This is a genomic window from Pararhizobium polonicum (assembly GCF_001687365.1).
Taxonomy (GTDB): domain Bacteria; phylum Pseudomonadota; class Alphaproteobacteria; order Rhizobiales; family Rhizobiaceae; genus Pararhizobium; species Pararhizobium polonicum.
Window position 1 is genome coordinate 42,278 of sequence record NZ_CM004503.1, and the last position, 14,267, is coordinate 56,544.

Annotated in this window: 19 protein-coding genes and 2 pseudogenes; 13 read left to right on the plus strand and 8 right to left on the minus strand. The window is 61.6% G+C overall.

Annotated features, from left to right (window positions below):
• Positions 1-12: 12 nt before the first annotated feature.
• From ADU59_RS01010 to ADU59_RS01030, 5 genes are all read left to right on the plus strand, one after another.
• Entirely contained in the window at positions 13-1,773 is a 1,761-nt protein-coding gene (locus ADU59_RS01010) for a ParB N-terminal domain-containing protein (RefSeq protein ID WP_068950856.1), read from the plus strand.
• Positions 1,774-1,869: 96 nt separating this feature from the next.
• Positions 1,870-2,343, plus strand: a complete 474-nt coding sequence (locus ADU59_RS01015) for a hypothetical protein (protein WP_068950858.1) — start codon at positions 1,870-1,872, stop codon at positions 2,341-2,343.
• Positions 2,340-3,227 (plus strand): DUF7007 domain-containing protein, encoded by an 888-nt coding sequence (locus ADU59_RS01020; RefSeq protein ID WP_068950860.1) that lies wholly within the window; start codon positions 2,340-2,342, stop codon positions 3,225-3,227. Before ADU59_RS01015 ends, ADU59_RS01020 begins: the two co-directional genes overlap by 4 nt.
• Complete coding sequence (locus tag ADU59_RS01025; protein WP_041723924.1) at positions 3,224-3,532, plus strand: hypothetical protein; 309 nt, start codon at positions 3,224-3,226, stop codon at positions 3,530-3,532. The genes ADU59_RS01020 and ADU59_RS01025 overlap by 4 nt, the downstream gene beginning before the upstream one ends.
• A complete protein-coding gene (locus ADU59_RS01030; protein WP_012654884.1) occupies positions 3,529-3,738 on the plus strand; it encodes a hypothetical protein in 210 nt (69 codons plus the stop codon). Before ADU59_RS01025 ends, ADU59_RS01030 begins: the two co-directional genes overlap by 4 nt.
• A gap of 19 nt (positions 3,739-3,757) precedes the next feature.
• Here ADU59_RS01030 and ADU59_RS01035 read toward each other — a convergent pair whose 3' ends face one another.
• A complete protein-coding gene (locus ADU59_RS01035; RefSeq protein ID WP_012654885.1) occupies positions 3,758-4,063 on the minus strand; it encodes an alkylphosphonate utilization protein in 306 nt (101 codons plus the stop codon).
• A 512-nt stretch (positions 4,064-4,575) separates the two neighbouring features.
• Here ADU59_RS01035 and ADU59_RS01040 point away from each other — a divergent pair.
• From ADU59_RS01040 to ADU59_RS01065, 5 genes and pseudogenes are all read left to right on the plus strand, one after another.
• Entirely contained in the window at positions 4,576-5,175 is a 600-nt protein-coding gene (locus ADU59_RS01040) for a hypothetical protein (RefSeq protein WP_012654887.1), read from the plus strand.
• Between the two features lie 313 nt (positions 5,176-5,488).
• Positions 5,489-6,415: an ArdC family protein gene (locus ADU59_RS01050; RefSeq protein WP_041723928.1), complete on the plus strand. Its 927-nt coding sequence runs from the start codon at positions 5,489-5,491 to the stop codon at positions 6,413-6,415.
• A pseudogene (locus ADU59_RS31360) lies at positions 6,415-6,747 on the plus strand (hypothetical protein); the annotation flags it as partial. The gene ADU59_RS01050 and the pseudogene ADU59_RS31360, both read left to right, overlap by 1 nt.
• Before the next feature lie 21 nt (positions 6,748-6,768).
• Positions 6,769-7,041, plus strand: a complete 273-nt coding sequence (locus ADU59_RS31365) for a nuclear transport factor 2 family protein (RefSeq protein WP_234617956.1) — start codon at positions 6,769-6,771, stop codon at positions 7,039-7,041.
• 122 nt (positions 7,042-7,163) lie between these two features.
• Complete coding sequence (locus tag ADU59_RS01065) at positions 7,164-7,511, plus strand: DUF3088 domain-containing protein (protein WP_012654890.1); 348 nt, start codon at positions 7,164-7,166, stop codon at positions 7,509-7,511.
• 147 nt (positions 7,512-7,658) lie between these two features.
• Here the strand turns inward: ADU59_RS01065 and ADU59_RS01070 are convergent, their stop codons facing one another.
• Positions 7,659-8,390: a class I SAM-dependent methyltransferase gene (locus ADU59_RS01070; RefSeq protein WP_234885313.1), complete on the minus strand. Its 732-nt coding sequence runs from the start codon at positions 8,388-8,390 to the stop codon at positions 7,659-7,661.
• Positions 8,391-8,573: 183 nt separating this feature from the next.
• Between ADU59_RS01070 and ADU59_RS01075 the strand changes: the two are divergent.
• The 3 genes and pseudogenes from ADU59_RS01075 to ADU59_RS30825 all read left to right on the plus strand — a co-directional run.
• Positions 8,574-8,831: pseudogene (locus ADU59_RS01075) on the plus strand (recombinase family protein); the annotation flags it as partial.
• Between the two features lie 464 nt (positions 8,832-9,295).
• Complete coding sequence (locus ADU59_RS01080) at positions 9,296-9,613, plus strand: DUF736 domain-containing protein (protein ID WP_041723935.1); 318 nt, start codon at positions 9,296-9,298, stop codon at positions 9,611-9,613.
• A 321-nt stretch (positions 9,614-9,934) separates the two neighbouring features.
• Entirely contained in the window at positions 9,935-10,105 is a 171-nt protein-coding gene (locus ADU59_RS30825; RefSeq protein ID WP_012654900.1) for a hypothetical protein, read from the plus strand.
• A 41-nt stretch (positions 10,106-10,146) separates the two neighbouring features.
• On the opposite strand, the gene ADU59_RS01085 is transcribed toward ADU59_RS30825, so the two are convergent.
• From ADU59_RS01085 to traC, 6 genes are all read right to left on the minus strand, one after another.
• Complete coding sequence (locus tag ADU59_RS01085) at positions 10,147-10,425, minus strand: HU family DNA-binding protein (RefSeq protein ID WP_012654901.1); 279 nt, start codon at positions 10,423-10,425, stop codon at positions 10,147-10,149.
• 137 nt (positions 10,426-10,562) lie between these two features.
• Positions 10,563-10,820 carry a WGR domain-containing protein gene (locus ADU59_RS01090; RefSeq protein ID WP_068950863.1) on the minus strand — a complete coding sequence of 86 codons (258 nt, stop codon included), beginning with the start codon at positions 10,818-10,820 and terminating at the stop codon, positions 10,563-10,565.
• Positions 10,821-11,059: 239 nt separating this feature from the next.
• Positions 11,060-11,527 carry a thermonuclease family protein gene (locus ADU59_RS01095; RefSeq protein ID WP_099050724.1) on the minus strand — a complete coding sequence of 156 codons (468 nt, stop codon included), beginning with the start codon at positions 11,525-11,527 and terminating at the stop codon, positions 11,060-11,062.
• A 149-nt stretch (positions 11,528-11,676) separates the two neighbouring features.
• Positions 11,677-13,653, minus strand: coding sequence for a Ti-type conjugative transfer system protein TraG (gene traG, locus ADU59_RS01100; protein ID WP_068950865.1), 1,977 nt, complete (start codon positions 13,651-13,653; stop codon positions 11,677-11,679).
• On the minus strand, positions 13,640-13,855 hold the full coding sequence (gene traD, locus ADU59_RS01105; RefSeq protein ID WP_035239802.1) for a type IV conjugative transfer system coupling protein TraD: 216 nt from the start codon (positions 13,853-13,855) through the stop codon (positions 13,640-13,642). The genes traG and traD overlap by 14 nt, the downstream gene beginning before the upstream one ends.
• A gap of 4 nt (positions 13,856-13,859) precedes the next feature.
• A complete protein-coding gene (gene traC, locus ADU59_RS01110) occupies positions 13,860-14,156 on the minus strand; it encodes a conjugal transfer protein TraC (RefSeq protein ID WP_068950867.1) in 297 nt (98 codons plus the stop codon).
• Positions 14,157-14,267 lie beyond the last annotated feature (111 nt).

Sequence of the window (14,267 nt, forward strand, 5' to 3'; positions counted from 1 at the left end):
GGAGCCAATCTCATGCAAATCCTCAAACTCGATCCCCGTGCGCTGAAGGACAATCCTGACGACACGCGTCGCTCGAAATCCTCGCCACAATCCGACGCGCTGTTGCTTGCGACGGTGAAAGCGGTCGGCATCATCCAGCCGCCGGTCATCTCGCCGGAAGTCGACGGTGGCAATGGCTACATCATCCAGGCAGGACACCGCCGCGTGAAGCAGGCGATCGCAGCGGGACTGGAGGAAATCACCGTCCTCGTCGTCGCAGCGGCCAACGACAATGGCGCGATGCGCTCGATGGTGGAAAACATCGCCCGCGAGCCGCTCAACCCCGTCGACCAATGGCGCGGCATCGAACGCCTGGTTGCGCTCGGCTGGACCGAGGAAGCGATCGGCGTGGCGCTCGCACTGCCGGTCCGCCAGATCAGGAAGCTCAGGCTCCTGGCCAATGTGCTGCCGCCCATGCTCGACCATATGGCGCTCGGCGACATGCCGAACGAGCAGCAGCTCCGGACCATCGCCGCAGCCTCGCTCGACGAGCAGAGGCAAGTCTGGAAAGCTCACAAGCCGAAGAAGTCCGAGCGGGCCGACTGGTACAACATCTCTCGAGCACTCTCCAAGACCCGCATGTTCGCCAAGGATGCAAGCTTCGGGGATGATCTCGCCGCTGCCTATGGCATCGAATGGGTCGAGGATCTGTTCGCTCCGGCCGACCAGGACAGCCGCTACACCACCAACGTGGAAGCGTTTCTCGGCGCCCAGCAGGAATGGATGACGAACAACCTTCCGAAGAAGGGGTCGATCATCGAGGTCAACAACTGGGGCCAGCCGGAACTGCCGAAGAAAGCGGAGCGCGTTTACGGCAAGCCGTCCAAGTCCGATCACGTCGGGATGTATCTCGACCGTGACGGCAAGGTGCAGTCAGTCGCGTACCGGATGCCTGAGGACAAGAAAACGAAGAAGGGCGCTTCGTCCAAGACGGGCGGTCTGGCCGAAGCCGATGATGCAATCGTCGACGCGCCGAAGCCGCGCCCCGATGTGACCCAGAAGGGGCAGGACATGATCGGCGACTTCCGCACCGATGCCCTGCATGAGGCGCTTGGACGCGCCCCGATCGAGGACGACATGCTGATGGCCCTGCTCGTGCTTGCGTTCGCCGGCCTCAACGTCCGCGTGGATTCCGGCGCGACCGATACCGTGTTCGGGTCGAAGCGCTTCAAGCGCCACGCCGCCCGGCTGATCGGCGAAACCGGCAAGCTCGCCTTCGACGGGGAGACACTGCGCTTGGCCGCGCGTTCGATGCTGATCGATGTGCTGTCGTGCCGGCGGGGTATGTCCAACAGCGGCGTGATCTCCCGGATCGCAGGTGACGCGATCGGCGCCGACAACTTCCTGCCGAACATGGGCTCGGAGGACTTTCTGCTGTGCCTGTCTCGCCAGGCGATGGAAGCAGCGGCGAAGGAGGCGAACGTGCTTCCGCGCCAGAAGGTGCGGGAGACCCGTGCGGCTCTCGTTGATCATTTTAAGGAAGAGCGCTTCGTTCACACGGCCGCACTCTTCGCGCCCGATCCGCAGGACATCGTGGATCTCATCAGGAGTAGCGAGGTTCTCGATGACGACGACTGCGCGGAAGAAGCAGACGTCGATGAGCCCGCCCTTGATGGAGAAGAAGCCCTCGCCACCCCCGAAGACGAGGTCGATCTTCCGGGCAGCGCCGATGACGCTCCCGAAGCCGTCGATCCTGACGAAGAGCAGGATGCTTACGGGATCGCCGCGGAGTAGCCGCGTCCCTCCTTCCCCTTCCGAATGAATGTCCGCCGCCGGTGATTTCCACCGGCGGCGGCTTCGTTTCCAACCCTAAAGATCAAGGAGATCAACATGTCTGCACATCTCGCATTCCTGGCGCCGATCGGCACCGTTCTGGCGTGGTCCGACGGAAAGCCGCGCCCGCCGGAGCGCCATCGCAAAAACATCTCCGCGTGGAAGACCAACAACAGCAGAGGCCGGCTGATACGCAAGCAGGATGAGCGCGGCGCCGGCAACATCAGCCTGCCGCCCAGCTTCACGCTGCACGAAGGTGACTATGGCAGCGGCGGCGTGATCACGATCCGTATCCATCGTACCTTCACGCTGGAAACCAGCCTGACGTTCACGATCGTCGAACGTCCGGCAGTCGGCAGTTGCCGTGTCTTCGACCGCCCTGGCGACAGCGCCGAGCTCGTCCATCTCGCGGCGAGCCGGCAGGCTGCGGAGGAATGGCTAACCAACCATGGCTATCCGTCCGCCGTCCTCGAGGACGTCACGGCGGATGAGATAGCAGCCGATGTCGTGGAAGGGAGGGCTGCCGCATGATCGATCCTCCCAACACGAACATGCCCGACTGCACCCCTGGATTTCCAGGGGTTTTCTTTGGTCTGTCCTGCGAAGGGTTCCCCGTCGCTTGCGTCGGCGATCACGCCTTTGCCATGCTGCAAGGTCAATCCGGACGGCATTATCTGGCCACCGGCTGGAAGATTGGGCGTCCGCTTCCCGAGTGGCGACGGGGAGACTTCTACGGCCATTCCGGCGAACTGGCCGATGAGGCGGCGTTTAGTGCACACGTCCTTGAACAGGCCGAACATCAGCGCGAAAAACAGGCGCTCGGACGTCGAAATATCGCCCCCCATGTGCATACGCCATGGGGTTCGGCCCAGCACTCGACAACCTATGCCGAGGGGATCGAATTCCACTCCACTGCAAGCCACGGCGGCTTCAAGCTCTCGGCCGACCGAAACCGCATTGTCCATCCGCTGCTCCGGGCGGACGACGCGTTTTACGAGGAGGATTGCGCCTGGGCTGCCATGGCGCTCACCTTCCCTGAACTGTTCACCAGCTTCGAGAAGCGTTGCGCCAGCGAGACGCTAAAGGACTGGGAGCCTGATGCGTGGGAGGCTATTTTCGCGACCGTGCTAGCTCACGGCGAATCTCATGTGAAGGATCGCCGCGCGTTCGAGCTCGAGCACGCCAGCGACTGGATCGTGATCTCGGCACTTCGATCGGATCATCATCCAGGCATGACCGAGGTGATCGCCACGCGCGCAGGCAGGCGCGATCATAGCGGCGAGGAACGGCGATTTCTCGTGCCGTCACCCGAATACGAAGCAGGCCGTTTCGGCTTCGTCATCGATGAAGCGCGCCACGCAGCCTACGACGGGCCATCAAGCTTTGCCTCATGGACGGGGAGGGCGGCGGCATGAACCGGTCCATCGATCGACAGGCGGAGTTGCGGCGCATGGAAGAAGCGTGCCGGCAGACGCGGCATCAGCTCGACATGATCGACCGCCAGATCATTCGCAGGATGACCGCGCTGATCCCATCGCTTGGACGGCGCAAATACGGATATCGCCGCGGCAGGCCTCCTGAACCCGAAGCCTTCCTCACCCGCTACCGCTCCAATCTTGCGGCGATCACCGCGCAGCGCCAGCCAGAGATCGATGCTCTGACGCGCAAGCTTATGCGGCAGCAGGCCGCGATTGCGGCATTGCAGGAGACGATACCATGAAGCGCCATGAACCGCTTCCGTCCCTCACGGATCAGGAGGTAAAGGCGCTTCAGCATTACGCAGCGAGGCACGGCCGATCATGGAAGCGCATCCTCAACACCGTCTGGATGGGCGAAGGGCGCTGCGATGATGGCCAGATCCTTCGCAAGCTGCGCAACACGCACGGCCCGACCTGGCTGGATCGCTATCGGCTGCCGAAACCTTGAGCAATCGGCACAGCCCTGATCAACGCTTGCGCACGAACTCGGTGCGCAGGACCAGGCCTTTGATTGCGCCCTGCCGGCAGTCAATCTCTTCTGGATCGTCTGTCAGCCGGATCGAGCGGATCACCGTGCCCTGCTTCAAGGTCTGGCCGGCGCCTTTGACCTTCAGGTCCTTGATCAGCACGACGGAGTCGCCATCGGCCAGCACGTTGCCGGAGGCGTCGCGCACCTCTGCGGCTTTTGCTTTTTCGGCGGAAATCTCGGATGCCGGACGCCAGTCGCCGGTTGTTTCGTCATAGACATAATCGTCGCCGCTATGATCGCTCATCTGCGGTGTTCCTTTCGCGAGTAATGTTGGTCGGTCGTAACGCCAGATGCGCGTCTATCGTGGAAAGCCGGCGCAAGCAAATCAGGGTGTCTGACAGGCGTATCGGGCATATCGGCGATCCATTCTGGCGACGCGGAGCAGCAGTGACGTCAGCATGGACCAGCTTGCAGGCGCGGGCCTGGCGCGCATTTTGCATGACGTCCTTTCCGGCTTCGGCATCCGGGATCAGCCCCTTTGCCGTTCTGTCCTTCGGTTTCGTGGCGGTCTGAACCAGCGCCCGTCCGGTTCAAGGCCGCTGTCGCGCCGCGGGGCGGCCGGTCATGCCGCTCTCGACAAAACAGGCACGCGGGCTTCGCAGAACCGTGGGTTCCGCTTGCCCGCCCACCTGCTTCGCTCGATCTGGCCTGCCCGGACCCTGAACCGCCCGGCTTGCGCCGGTTCCTTTCGACCGCACCGAAGGACAGAACGGCCAAGGGGCCGAACGCTTCGGGCAAACCGAAAAGGAAACCATCATGGCAAAGCCCGCAACCTCTTCCCGTCAAGCTTCTCGCCCTGCCGCCCGTGTCGTGCAGCTCCGCAAGGGCGCCACGATCGAAATGGTCCGCCTGACATGCCCCGACGAAGCGCAGGCGCTCCGGATCGCCGAAAGCTTCGGAACGGCCATCCTCGACAGCGACGGCATCCGCGACATGCACGAGCGCCTTATCGTCGAAACCGCGACTGGCCTCTCCGATGGCCTCGGCGAACGGGCGATGCAGATCCATCTCCAGCGCATCGTCGGCGCCTATGTCGGATCGGCCCATGGCGCTGGCCAGTTCTACAGCAAGGCCGTCACCGAAGCACGCGATGCGACCGCCAAGGGTGCGTCGGACGCTCGCGACGAGGATCTCGATGGCCCGGTCGGTTACGACAGCGCCGCCCAGCGCAAGCGCGAGTTCGCAGCCGACATGGGTATTCAGGCCCACGCGCTCCGCCTGGCAGCTGAAGGCGCCGTCGCAGCCTACGAACAGATTGTCGGCGAAGCGTGGAAGCCATTCGATCGGCCGGTCGACAACCCCGGCCAGGCGCTCGACCGCAAGGCGGCCGCAGCACAGATGGACGCGCTCGGCTGAGACGTCTCCGGCGGAGCATCCAGCTCCGCCTTCGTCGGGACGAGGCCGCCTCACTCCGAGGCGGCCATTTTTTGTGTCGCCGTTGGAGTAAAGCTCAATGGGGATACAGAGGAAAGAGGAAGAGACGCGGGGCGACATCGCTGCCCCGTCCCGTTCGTCGGTCCTGCAGGATCCGGCGGCAAGCCGCAACGGCTGCGCCGTCCTCCACTGGCGTTCCGGCCGTTCCGGTGCGCCTTCGCCCCGATCGCTCCTGCTTTCGGCCCTCCGCGACGGGGCCGCGATGGGCGCGGCCTCCTGAAACGGAGGTTTGGAAATGAGCAGGAAAACAGCAGACACGCGGACCGACATTTATGCACGCATCACCGACAGGATCGTCGCCGATCTGGAAAAGGGCGTGCGCCCATGGGTGCAGCCGTGGAGCGCGGCCACTCTATCGGGCCGGGTGAGCCGGCCGCTTCGTCACAACGGACAAGCTTACACCGGCCTCAATGTTCTGCTTCTGTGGTCCGAGAGCGTCGCCAGTGGTTTCATGTCGTCAACATGGATGACGCTGCGCCAGGCAAACGAACTCGGCGCTCACGTGCGCAAGGGCGAGAGCGGCTCGACCGTCGTCTATGCCAGCCGCTTCACCAAAACCGAGAGGGACGCGGGCGGCGGAGAGGTCGAGCGCGATATTCCCTTCCTGAAGGCCTATACAGTTTTCAATTGTGATCAAATCGATGGCCTTGCAGATCATTATTACAGTCGCCCCGAGCCGATCGCGAAACCGCTCGAGCGTATCGAGCATGCCGATCGCTTCTTCGATAACACGGGCGCTGTCGTCCGTTACGGCGGCGACAAGGCCTATTATTCTCCTGCCTCCGACCACATCCAGCTGCCGCGGCCCGAACAATTTCGGGACATGGCCTCTTTCGTTGCGACGAGAGCGCACGAAACCTTGCATTGGGCGGGCGGTCCCGCCCGACTGAACAGGGACCTGAGCCGCTACCACAAGGATCGCCGCGAGAGGGCGTTCGAAGAGATGCTGGTGGAGCTTGGGGCAGCGATGATCTGCGCCGATCTGGGTATCGTGCCGGAGCTGGAGCCTCGGCCGGATCATGCCGCCTATATCCAGAGCTGGGCCGAAATCCTCGGATCCGACAAGCGGGCGATCTTCAATGCGGCGGCGCATGCGCAGCGCGCTGTCACATATCTGCACGACCTTCAGCCGCAGGCAGCTTCCGGAAAGGAGGCGGCCTGATGCTCCAGGTGTCGAACTTTACCGGGGACGGCGCGCCCTCCCCGATCCGGCTGCGGGCGCTTTCGCTCGGCGCCGGCGTCCAGTCCACCACCATGGCGCCGATAGCAGCGCATGGTGAGGTCGGGCCGATGCCCGATTGCGCGATCTTTGCCGATACCGGTTGGGAGCCAAAAGCCGTCTACGATCATCTCGAATGGCTGATGTCGCCGAATGTCCTTCCATTCCCGGTCCATGTGGTGTCGGCCGGCAATATTCGCGATAATCTCATGGACGCCGCCGCCGGCAAACGGTGGGCTTCGATTCCGGCTTTTGCAAAAACCGTGACGCCAGCCGTGGCGGGCGACACGAGCGTCGTGCCGTGGATCGGCCGCAAGATCGGAAAGGCAGGCGCAGCGGAGTTCTATGCGCAGATCAGGGAGCAGATCGCATCAGAGGCCTTTGCGGTGCGGGAAATCCTGTCGCAAGGCAATCGGGTTATAGCAATCGGAGAACTTGCGTCCCGCGTTCTGCGGACGGGTAAGCTGATCGAGTCAGAATTTTGCTTTGATTTCACCGTGGAGAATGGCGAAATCACCCGCTTCCGTCTGTTCGAGGATAGCTTCGCCGTGGCGAAAGCTGCCGTCTAATTTTATATTATCACCAGCCCGACTCAATACACTAGATAGGCACATGCCGTTCGTCGCAAAAATCCTGACTTTTATGGGGGTTTCAGGTATTTCCATCCCAATCGGCAGATCAGGGATGGAAGATGACCCGCGACAAGCTCTTTTTATTGCGTCCGGATTTTGAAGACCCGGCCTATCCGGGCCAGCGGTTTTATTGTTGGCACTGCGCCCTCATGGAAGGCGTGCTTGCGTCATTTCCAGAGCTGGCGAGGCGGCTCGACGTAGAACGGATTGAGTGGCCCCGGCCGAGGCTTCCGGTCACTGGCCTCGTAGGGGAGGAAAACCAGTCTCTCCCGTTGTTGGTGCTGGCAGATGGGGCAACGTCAGCCCATCAAACGGGCACATATCAGGGCCGGTCCTTCATCTCAGAGAAGGACAAGATTCTCGCCGCTCTGTCGGAGCGGCACGGTTTTCCCGATCCGCATCCGTGAGGCTCCGAAACTGCCGCAAAACTCAGTCGCGAAAGTCAGACTTTTGCAGCCGATTTTTGCGACAGAAATTCCCCTGATAATTCAGCGCCGCCGATTCTGTCGCAAATGTTAGGATTTCTGCGACGGTGATTAGCGGAGTCCCAACCGTCATGCATAAGCGACCAGTGTGAAAGTTCCTGGAATGCTCGCATCTGTCCAGTCTGGGTGTTCATCCAGCCTTGCTATCGTAAACCCGGCTTTGATGGCGGCCGTCATGATGTCTCCCATCGTCCAGAAGCGATAAAGGCATTTCCCCAAGGATACGCCAGTGGCGTCAGGATTGGGCACGTCGGCCTCTATTAGCCCGGTCTGGAAATAATCATGCGGACCTTCGGCCCAAAACAACTTCCGCTGAACCGGATGAAATTCGTTCAACACGAGCATGCCACCGTTTGCAGTGAGCTGGCGCATTACTGTGAAAAACCGCTCGATATTCTGATGGTAGTGGAGAATGCCAAGCTCCAGTACGAGCACATCGAAGCTGTGGTTCTGACCTAGTTTGCCCGCTTCCATGGTATCGCAAAGAGCATAATCAATCACGACGCCAGCCGCTTCGGCCAAGCGGAGGGCAAAACGCCGGTTCTCTTCCGAGAAGTCGATGACCCACACCTCGGCACCTAGCCGAGCGAGTGCTACGGCAACGCGCCCATGAGAGCCTTGGACATTGCAGATGCGTTTCCCCGTAACGTCTCCAAGATAGGGATATAGCCGCCGCAGAATATGTTTCGGGTCGGCAATGATCTTTGCCGCCTCATCTTCTGGTGTCCCGAAGGCGGATACCCACGCGTCAAAGCGTTGCGCGTTCCAAGCGAGCCGGTTCGTTTCGGTGATTTCGTCCACTCTGTTTGTTACCATTGGTCTAGCCTACCGCCGGGTAAGGCGTCGGAAAAAGGGGAGACGTCGCGAAAATCCCAAGTTTTTTCACGATTCTGCGTCTGATATTTGTCTTGTCGCAAAATACATATTTCCGCGACGGATTGTACGCGGTAAATTCCGGGCTGCACCATAGCGAATGGAACCACCTTGCTTATCGGATATGCCCGCGTTTCGACAGACGACCAGACTCTGGACCGACAGCGTGCGGCGCTAAAGGCGGCTGGGTGCAAGCGCATTTTTGAGCAAAAGGTGTCTGGAGCGACATGTGATCTTCTCGACATTGCGGAGCTGCTGGACGCGGCCAAGGCCGGCTTGCGGTCTTTGGCCGAGCCATGGGCCGATACCACGTCGCCGGCTGGTCGCATGGTGCTGACCATCTTCGCCGGAACTGCCGAGTTCGAGCGAGGAGACACCATCCAGTCGAAGATGGTTCTGCTGTCGAACGGTCGGTAATGCAGACGCACCCATCGGCGATGGCGTCGAAGGGAACGGCAGGTCTGCAGCCGTGACGTGGTGTGAGGATGGTCCCGAAAACGATTGAGCCAGCGGCGTGCTGGTGGTGAATTCAACGATTGGTCTCGCGGCATGTCGTGGTCGATCCGGCTCGGACAGGCCACACCCACGCAGACCTCGATTCAACTGGTGTGACCGAAGGACGCCTTCGTCTCGATCGCCTTGGCCGCAACGGCCATACGCAACTTTCTTCCCCTGCGAACAGGTTCGCATTCCTCGCGGGCCAAGAAAGCCGCTCCCGGCCGTCCTCCACTTCGTTCCGGCCGCCAGCGGTGCGGCGTCGATCGCCGTCGGTCTTAACACCGTCATCGAGGACGCGATGGGCGCGGCCCGAGCAAACCGGAAAGGTTACGACAATGGCAGTCATCGGCGAATTCACCACCAACGGCAACAACTCGATCATCGGCAACGTGCGCACTCTTACCGTCAGCATGAAGGCCCGCCTGAACCCCATCGAGCGCGTCTCGCGCGACGCTCCGGACTTCCGCATCACCGCCGGCAACGGCGTCGAGGTCGGCGCCGGCTGGAAGGCGGTCTCCAACGACGGCGAGGAATACATCTCGGTCAAGCTGGACGACCCGAGCTTCAACGCCCCGATCACCGCAGCCCTTTGGCCGGGCGAGAAGGAAGGCGACTACGCCCTCATCTGGAACCGCCCGAAGCGGGAGGCCTGATCACCGCCGAGGAGCTCCGCCGAAAGGCGGGGCTCTTTTCGTGTCGCAAGGGAGAGCCGGGCGCAGGCATCGAGCCTGCTTCCGGCTTTTTGGGGTGCCACACTGGAGGTGGGGGAACTGCTCAGTTCGTCCAAGGGTGCCATGGCGAACCGAAGGCGTCCAGCACGAGCGGCGCCTCCAATTTGCTCCTTCCGCCGATGGCGGCTTCCGCAAATCGGCTCCTCCACTCGCCGCCTCCGGCGGTCGCGTCCCGCGATGCTGGACCCCTCCGCTTCGCCATGACGCGCTGCGTCGTCTTTCACAAACGTCAAGGAGACGACGATGACGATTTCTCTCGAAATTCAGCGCGAAGAACTTAAGGCCGAATTGCGCAATGCCGTGGATGCGGGCGAGCGCCGCCAGATCGCGGCGGAGCTGGAGATGGTGCAGGCCGAGCTTGCAGCCATCGAGGCCGAGCAGGACGGCCGCGTCAGCGCGGAGCCTCCTTTCTAGGAGGCTTCCATCATGCTGCCGCTTCCGGCAGCGTGATAGCTTCAGCCGTTCAACGCGTCCTTGACCGCCTTGCCGGGCGCAAAGGTCAGCTTCTTCGACGCCGCGATCTTGATTGTCGCTCCGGTTGCCGGATTGCGGCCTTCACGCGCCGGAGTGTCCTTCAGCTTAAACTTTCCAAACGATGGGATCGACGTTTCTGCGCCAGCAAGCGCCGCGTCGGTGATCTGCTTGAAGACGCTTTCGACGATCGTCTTGGCCTGCGCCTTGGTGAGGTTCTGGTCGGCTGCGATCTTGTCGGCGATCTCGTTGGTCGTGGTCATGAAGGACGCTCCTCTTAGGTTTTCGATCCTTCAGCTTTGACAATGAAGATGTGGCGAAGAAAGGGGCAGAAAGGCAAGAATGCCCGTAAGATCAGCGAAAGCCACAGGAAATGCAGGAAGTCGGTCGATTGAACCGGCTATTCGGTGCTGCCCGCGTCCCGATAACCACGCCGTCTCTTCGTTCGTTCGAAACGGGAGAGTGCTGTGTTCGCGTCGTCGGGATGATCGAAGGTCTGCATCATCGTCTGGCCGCCCGATCCGATCCGGCCCCAGTTGCGGATGACCGAAGCCCCGCCGAACAGTGTCGGCTGGATCGCCAGCATGTAGAAGCGCCGCATATTCTGCGCCGCATCAACGCGGTGAAGATGAACCGGGCATGTCTCCGTGTCTTCCATGCCCTCATTGTCGCTGTCTCGGCAAGCCGCGTCCAACGAGTTATCTGAATCGATCAGGTGTCACCGATTCATCGCAGTGATGATTTCAGACAGGGAACTGGGCGAGGCGGCTTCACCGCACGGCTCTATGCGCAAGCGCACCGAACCCGCCATGCGGTTTCGGCCGGTCCCGGTTACGATCCATCTCGCATGGCCGGCCATGCCGGCGGATGATACAACTGGAACGGCCTGATTTGCGGTCAGCTATCGCACCAGCTTCGACGCGCACCGTCCCATCGACGCGCAAGGCCTTCTCCCACGAGAATCTCGCCAAGCGATTGCCCTTCACGGCTGACAGTCCTGAGCTTGCGACCATACCTGTCTTCGTCGCGCAATCCCGTGCTCATCGAGAATGGGCCAGCGTTTAGGAGCACCAGAATACGTGCTTTGGCCGCCTCGCCCTTGACCCGTTCTGCCGTGCAACGGGGCGGGCTGAGTTCGGGTGTGTCGATATCGGCGATCCGAATTTTCTCTCCCTTGAACCAGAAGGTGTCGCCGTCGACGACGCAATTCATGCGGCGGTCTTCACCACAGATCGAGAACGAGGCTGAAAGCGTGTCCTCTGCAGGAGCAGAGGTGACCGCGACCGTCCGATCCAGCCCGCCGGTGCGCTCGAAGCACAACACACCGCCAACCACGAGCACCGCAAGGATCAGGACACAGAACATGCCGATTGTTTTCAGGGCCGTTTCGCCAAGCAGCGGGAGCACGCCAAGAGAGGCGATCGCTGCCACACCGAAAAACGGCGTGACGATAATGAACGCGACCCAGATCATCAGCGGGCCGATCAGCGAGTACCAGGTTTTTCTCCAATGCCTCATGGGCGCGTCCCTTCCTTCTGCCATGGCGGCGCATGTTCGGTGTGCGTATCGGTTCCGGTTCCGGTTCGATGGAACCTGTTCTCGCCGACACAGGCTTTCATGTCATCACGGCGGAACCAGATGGCCCGGCCGCACCGGAGCGGCGGATTGCCCGAGGTGAAGACGATCTGCTCGTCGCTGCGCATGCGCAGAACTTCATGCGGCAGGATCAGCGGCCGGCGACTGAGCTGCTTCGATCTCGATCGCGAAGATCCCTTCATTCCGGTTGAACGGTTGGTCTGGTCGACCTCGACGGTGGTGTCTCCACAGCGCTTCGAGATATAGTCGGCGGTATCGGGATCGTTAATTGCCGCAAACGAAATCCACGATGCGGATTCGAACCATTTGCTGGTCGCATCACGCCCGCCATAGGCCTCACGCATCTGGCCGAGCGACTGGAAGATCATCGTCAGCATGATGCCGTATTTGCGGCCTGCGTCGCGAGCGGTTTCGAGGATGCGCAGGTAGCCGAGACGCGCTACCTCGTCGAGCAGGAAGAGGGTGCGACCCTTCACGTTGCCGTTGCGGTTATAGATCGCGTTGAGCAGCGAGCCGATGACGACACGCGCGAGGCCGGGATGGGCTTCCAGCACCTTCAGGTCGAGCGCGATGAAGATGTCCGTTCCGCCGTCGGCGAGATCGTCGGTCGAAAAGCTGTCGCCCGATACAAGTCCGGCATAGTTGGGATAGGACAGCCAATGGGTTTCCTTCACCGCATTGGCATAAACACCGGAAAACGTCTCCGGCGTCATGTTGACGAAGACTGACACATTCTCCTTCACGAAGTCGGATTCAGACCCTTCGTAGATCTTCGTCAGACGCGCGCGCAGCTTGGGTTCCGGTTCGGACAGGTTGGCGCGAACACGGCGCAGCGTCTGGTCTTCCGCTTCCGTGTGCCCTGACAGGCAGACGTCGGCGATCAGGGCGGTCAGCAGCTGCATGGCGGAAGCGCGGAAGAAGTCGTCGCGGGCGGATGCCGTTCGGGGATTGTCGGTCATGATCCATGTGGCGACGGCGACGATATCCTCTTCCTTGGTATTGCCATGACGGCCGATCCAGTCGAGGGCATTGAAGCCGACACCGCCGGCTGTCGGATCGAGCACGATCACCTTGCGGCCGGCCTGACGCCGGTGCTCGCAGACCATCGGCGCGACCTCGCTTGACGGGTCCAGAACGACAAGCCCGCCGCCCCATTTGAGCGCGGTCGGGATCGTCACCGATGTCGTCTTGAAACCGCCGGAGCCGGCGAAGACGATGCCATGCGACGATCCGAAGGAACCGTCGAAGCACAGGAGCGGCGACTTGCCGCCAGCGCCCCAGCTTTGTCGATCGTCAGCGCGAAACGGCATGGCGGCAACACTGTCGCGATCAACCCGATAGCGCTCGCCGATGATGATGCCGCCTCGTTCGGGAAACAGTTTTGCCGCCTCCTGGATCTTCATCCAGTCGGCCTCGCCATGCACAGCCCGCTTGCCGCCGATCCGTTTGGGCGCTGTTGTTGCGAACGCGGCATTGCCCTTGATCGCGACACGCAGCGCGAACATTCCGCTGATGAAGGCAATGCTTGCGCCGATCATCGTCACCGGATCAGCATAGGCCAGAACCGATTGTTCGGCCGGCACGCTGCTTGCGATGCTATTCAGGCGGATTACTTCGCGCAGTGTTGCGATGGTAATGACCACGCCGCTTCCGGCCAGCACGCTCAGACCGGCGGCCTTGATGTTGGCCGATCCGTTCGCGGCGAAGAGGCCAATTATGCCGATCGCCACCGCAGCGATGTAGGGGAGCGCGAGCCCGGCACGTCCCAGCATCAGCTTCGCCTGCGGGGACGTTCCGAATGCCGCCAGTCGCTGCTCCATCCCGGATGTCGCGAACATCGCCGCGAGCATTATGATTGCCGGCAGGATCAACAGCAAAAGCCTATTCATCGTCATGGCCGAACGCCTCCGCGCCGATGGCGGTCAAGCGTGACCGCTCTTCTTCGTCGCCCTTGAGCCGGCGGCCGCCGTCGACCAACAGCCCGAGCAGCAGCGCCCGCTTTTCGTAACGCAGTCCTGCCTTGACGATCAGCCCGCCGAGCTCGATTTTTTCGCGGGTGTCCTTCTTGCGTGCGTCTGACGTCATCGACTTTGCCATCCGTTCAAGCCTCGCCAGACCCGCCTTCATCCGCGCCAGACGCGAGCGCCGCGGACGGCTCGGTACCGGTCCGGCTATCTCCGGCTTGTCTCTTTCCGGTCGCCGAGCCCTTGCCGCCACGAAACCGTTTGGCGACTTCCTCGAAGGCGGCCTGAAGGTCGCCCTCCTCGATGTCGATTTCCCCAAGCCCAGCCTTTAGCGCAATCCGCCCGATGCGCTCGGCCTCGCGTGTTTCGGCCTGTTTCAGCTGGTCCTGCAATCTGGCGATTTCTTCCCTGATCTTCGATGACGGTTTTTTCATTCCGGTTGGTTCTCCTTGAGATTCTGGCGTTGCACTTGCGACGCCAGAATTCCTCCGGATGTCACGAAAGGGAATGTGCAGATCTGCACATCGGCAGATCGCACGCTTTGG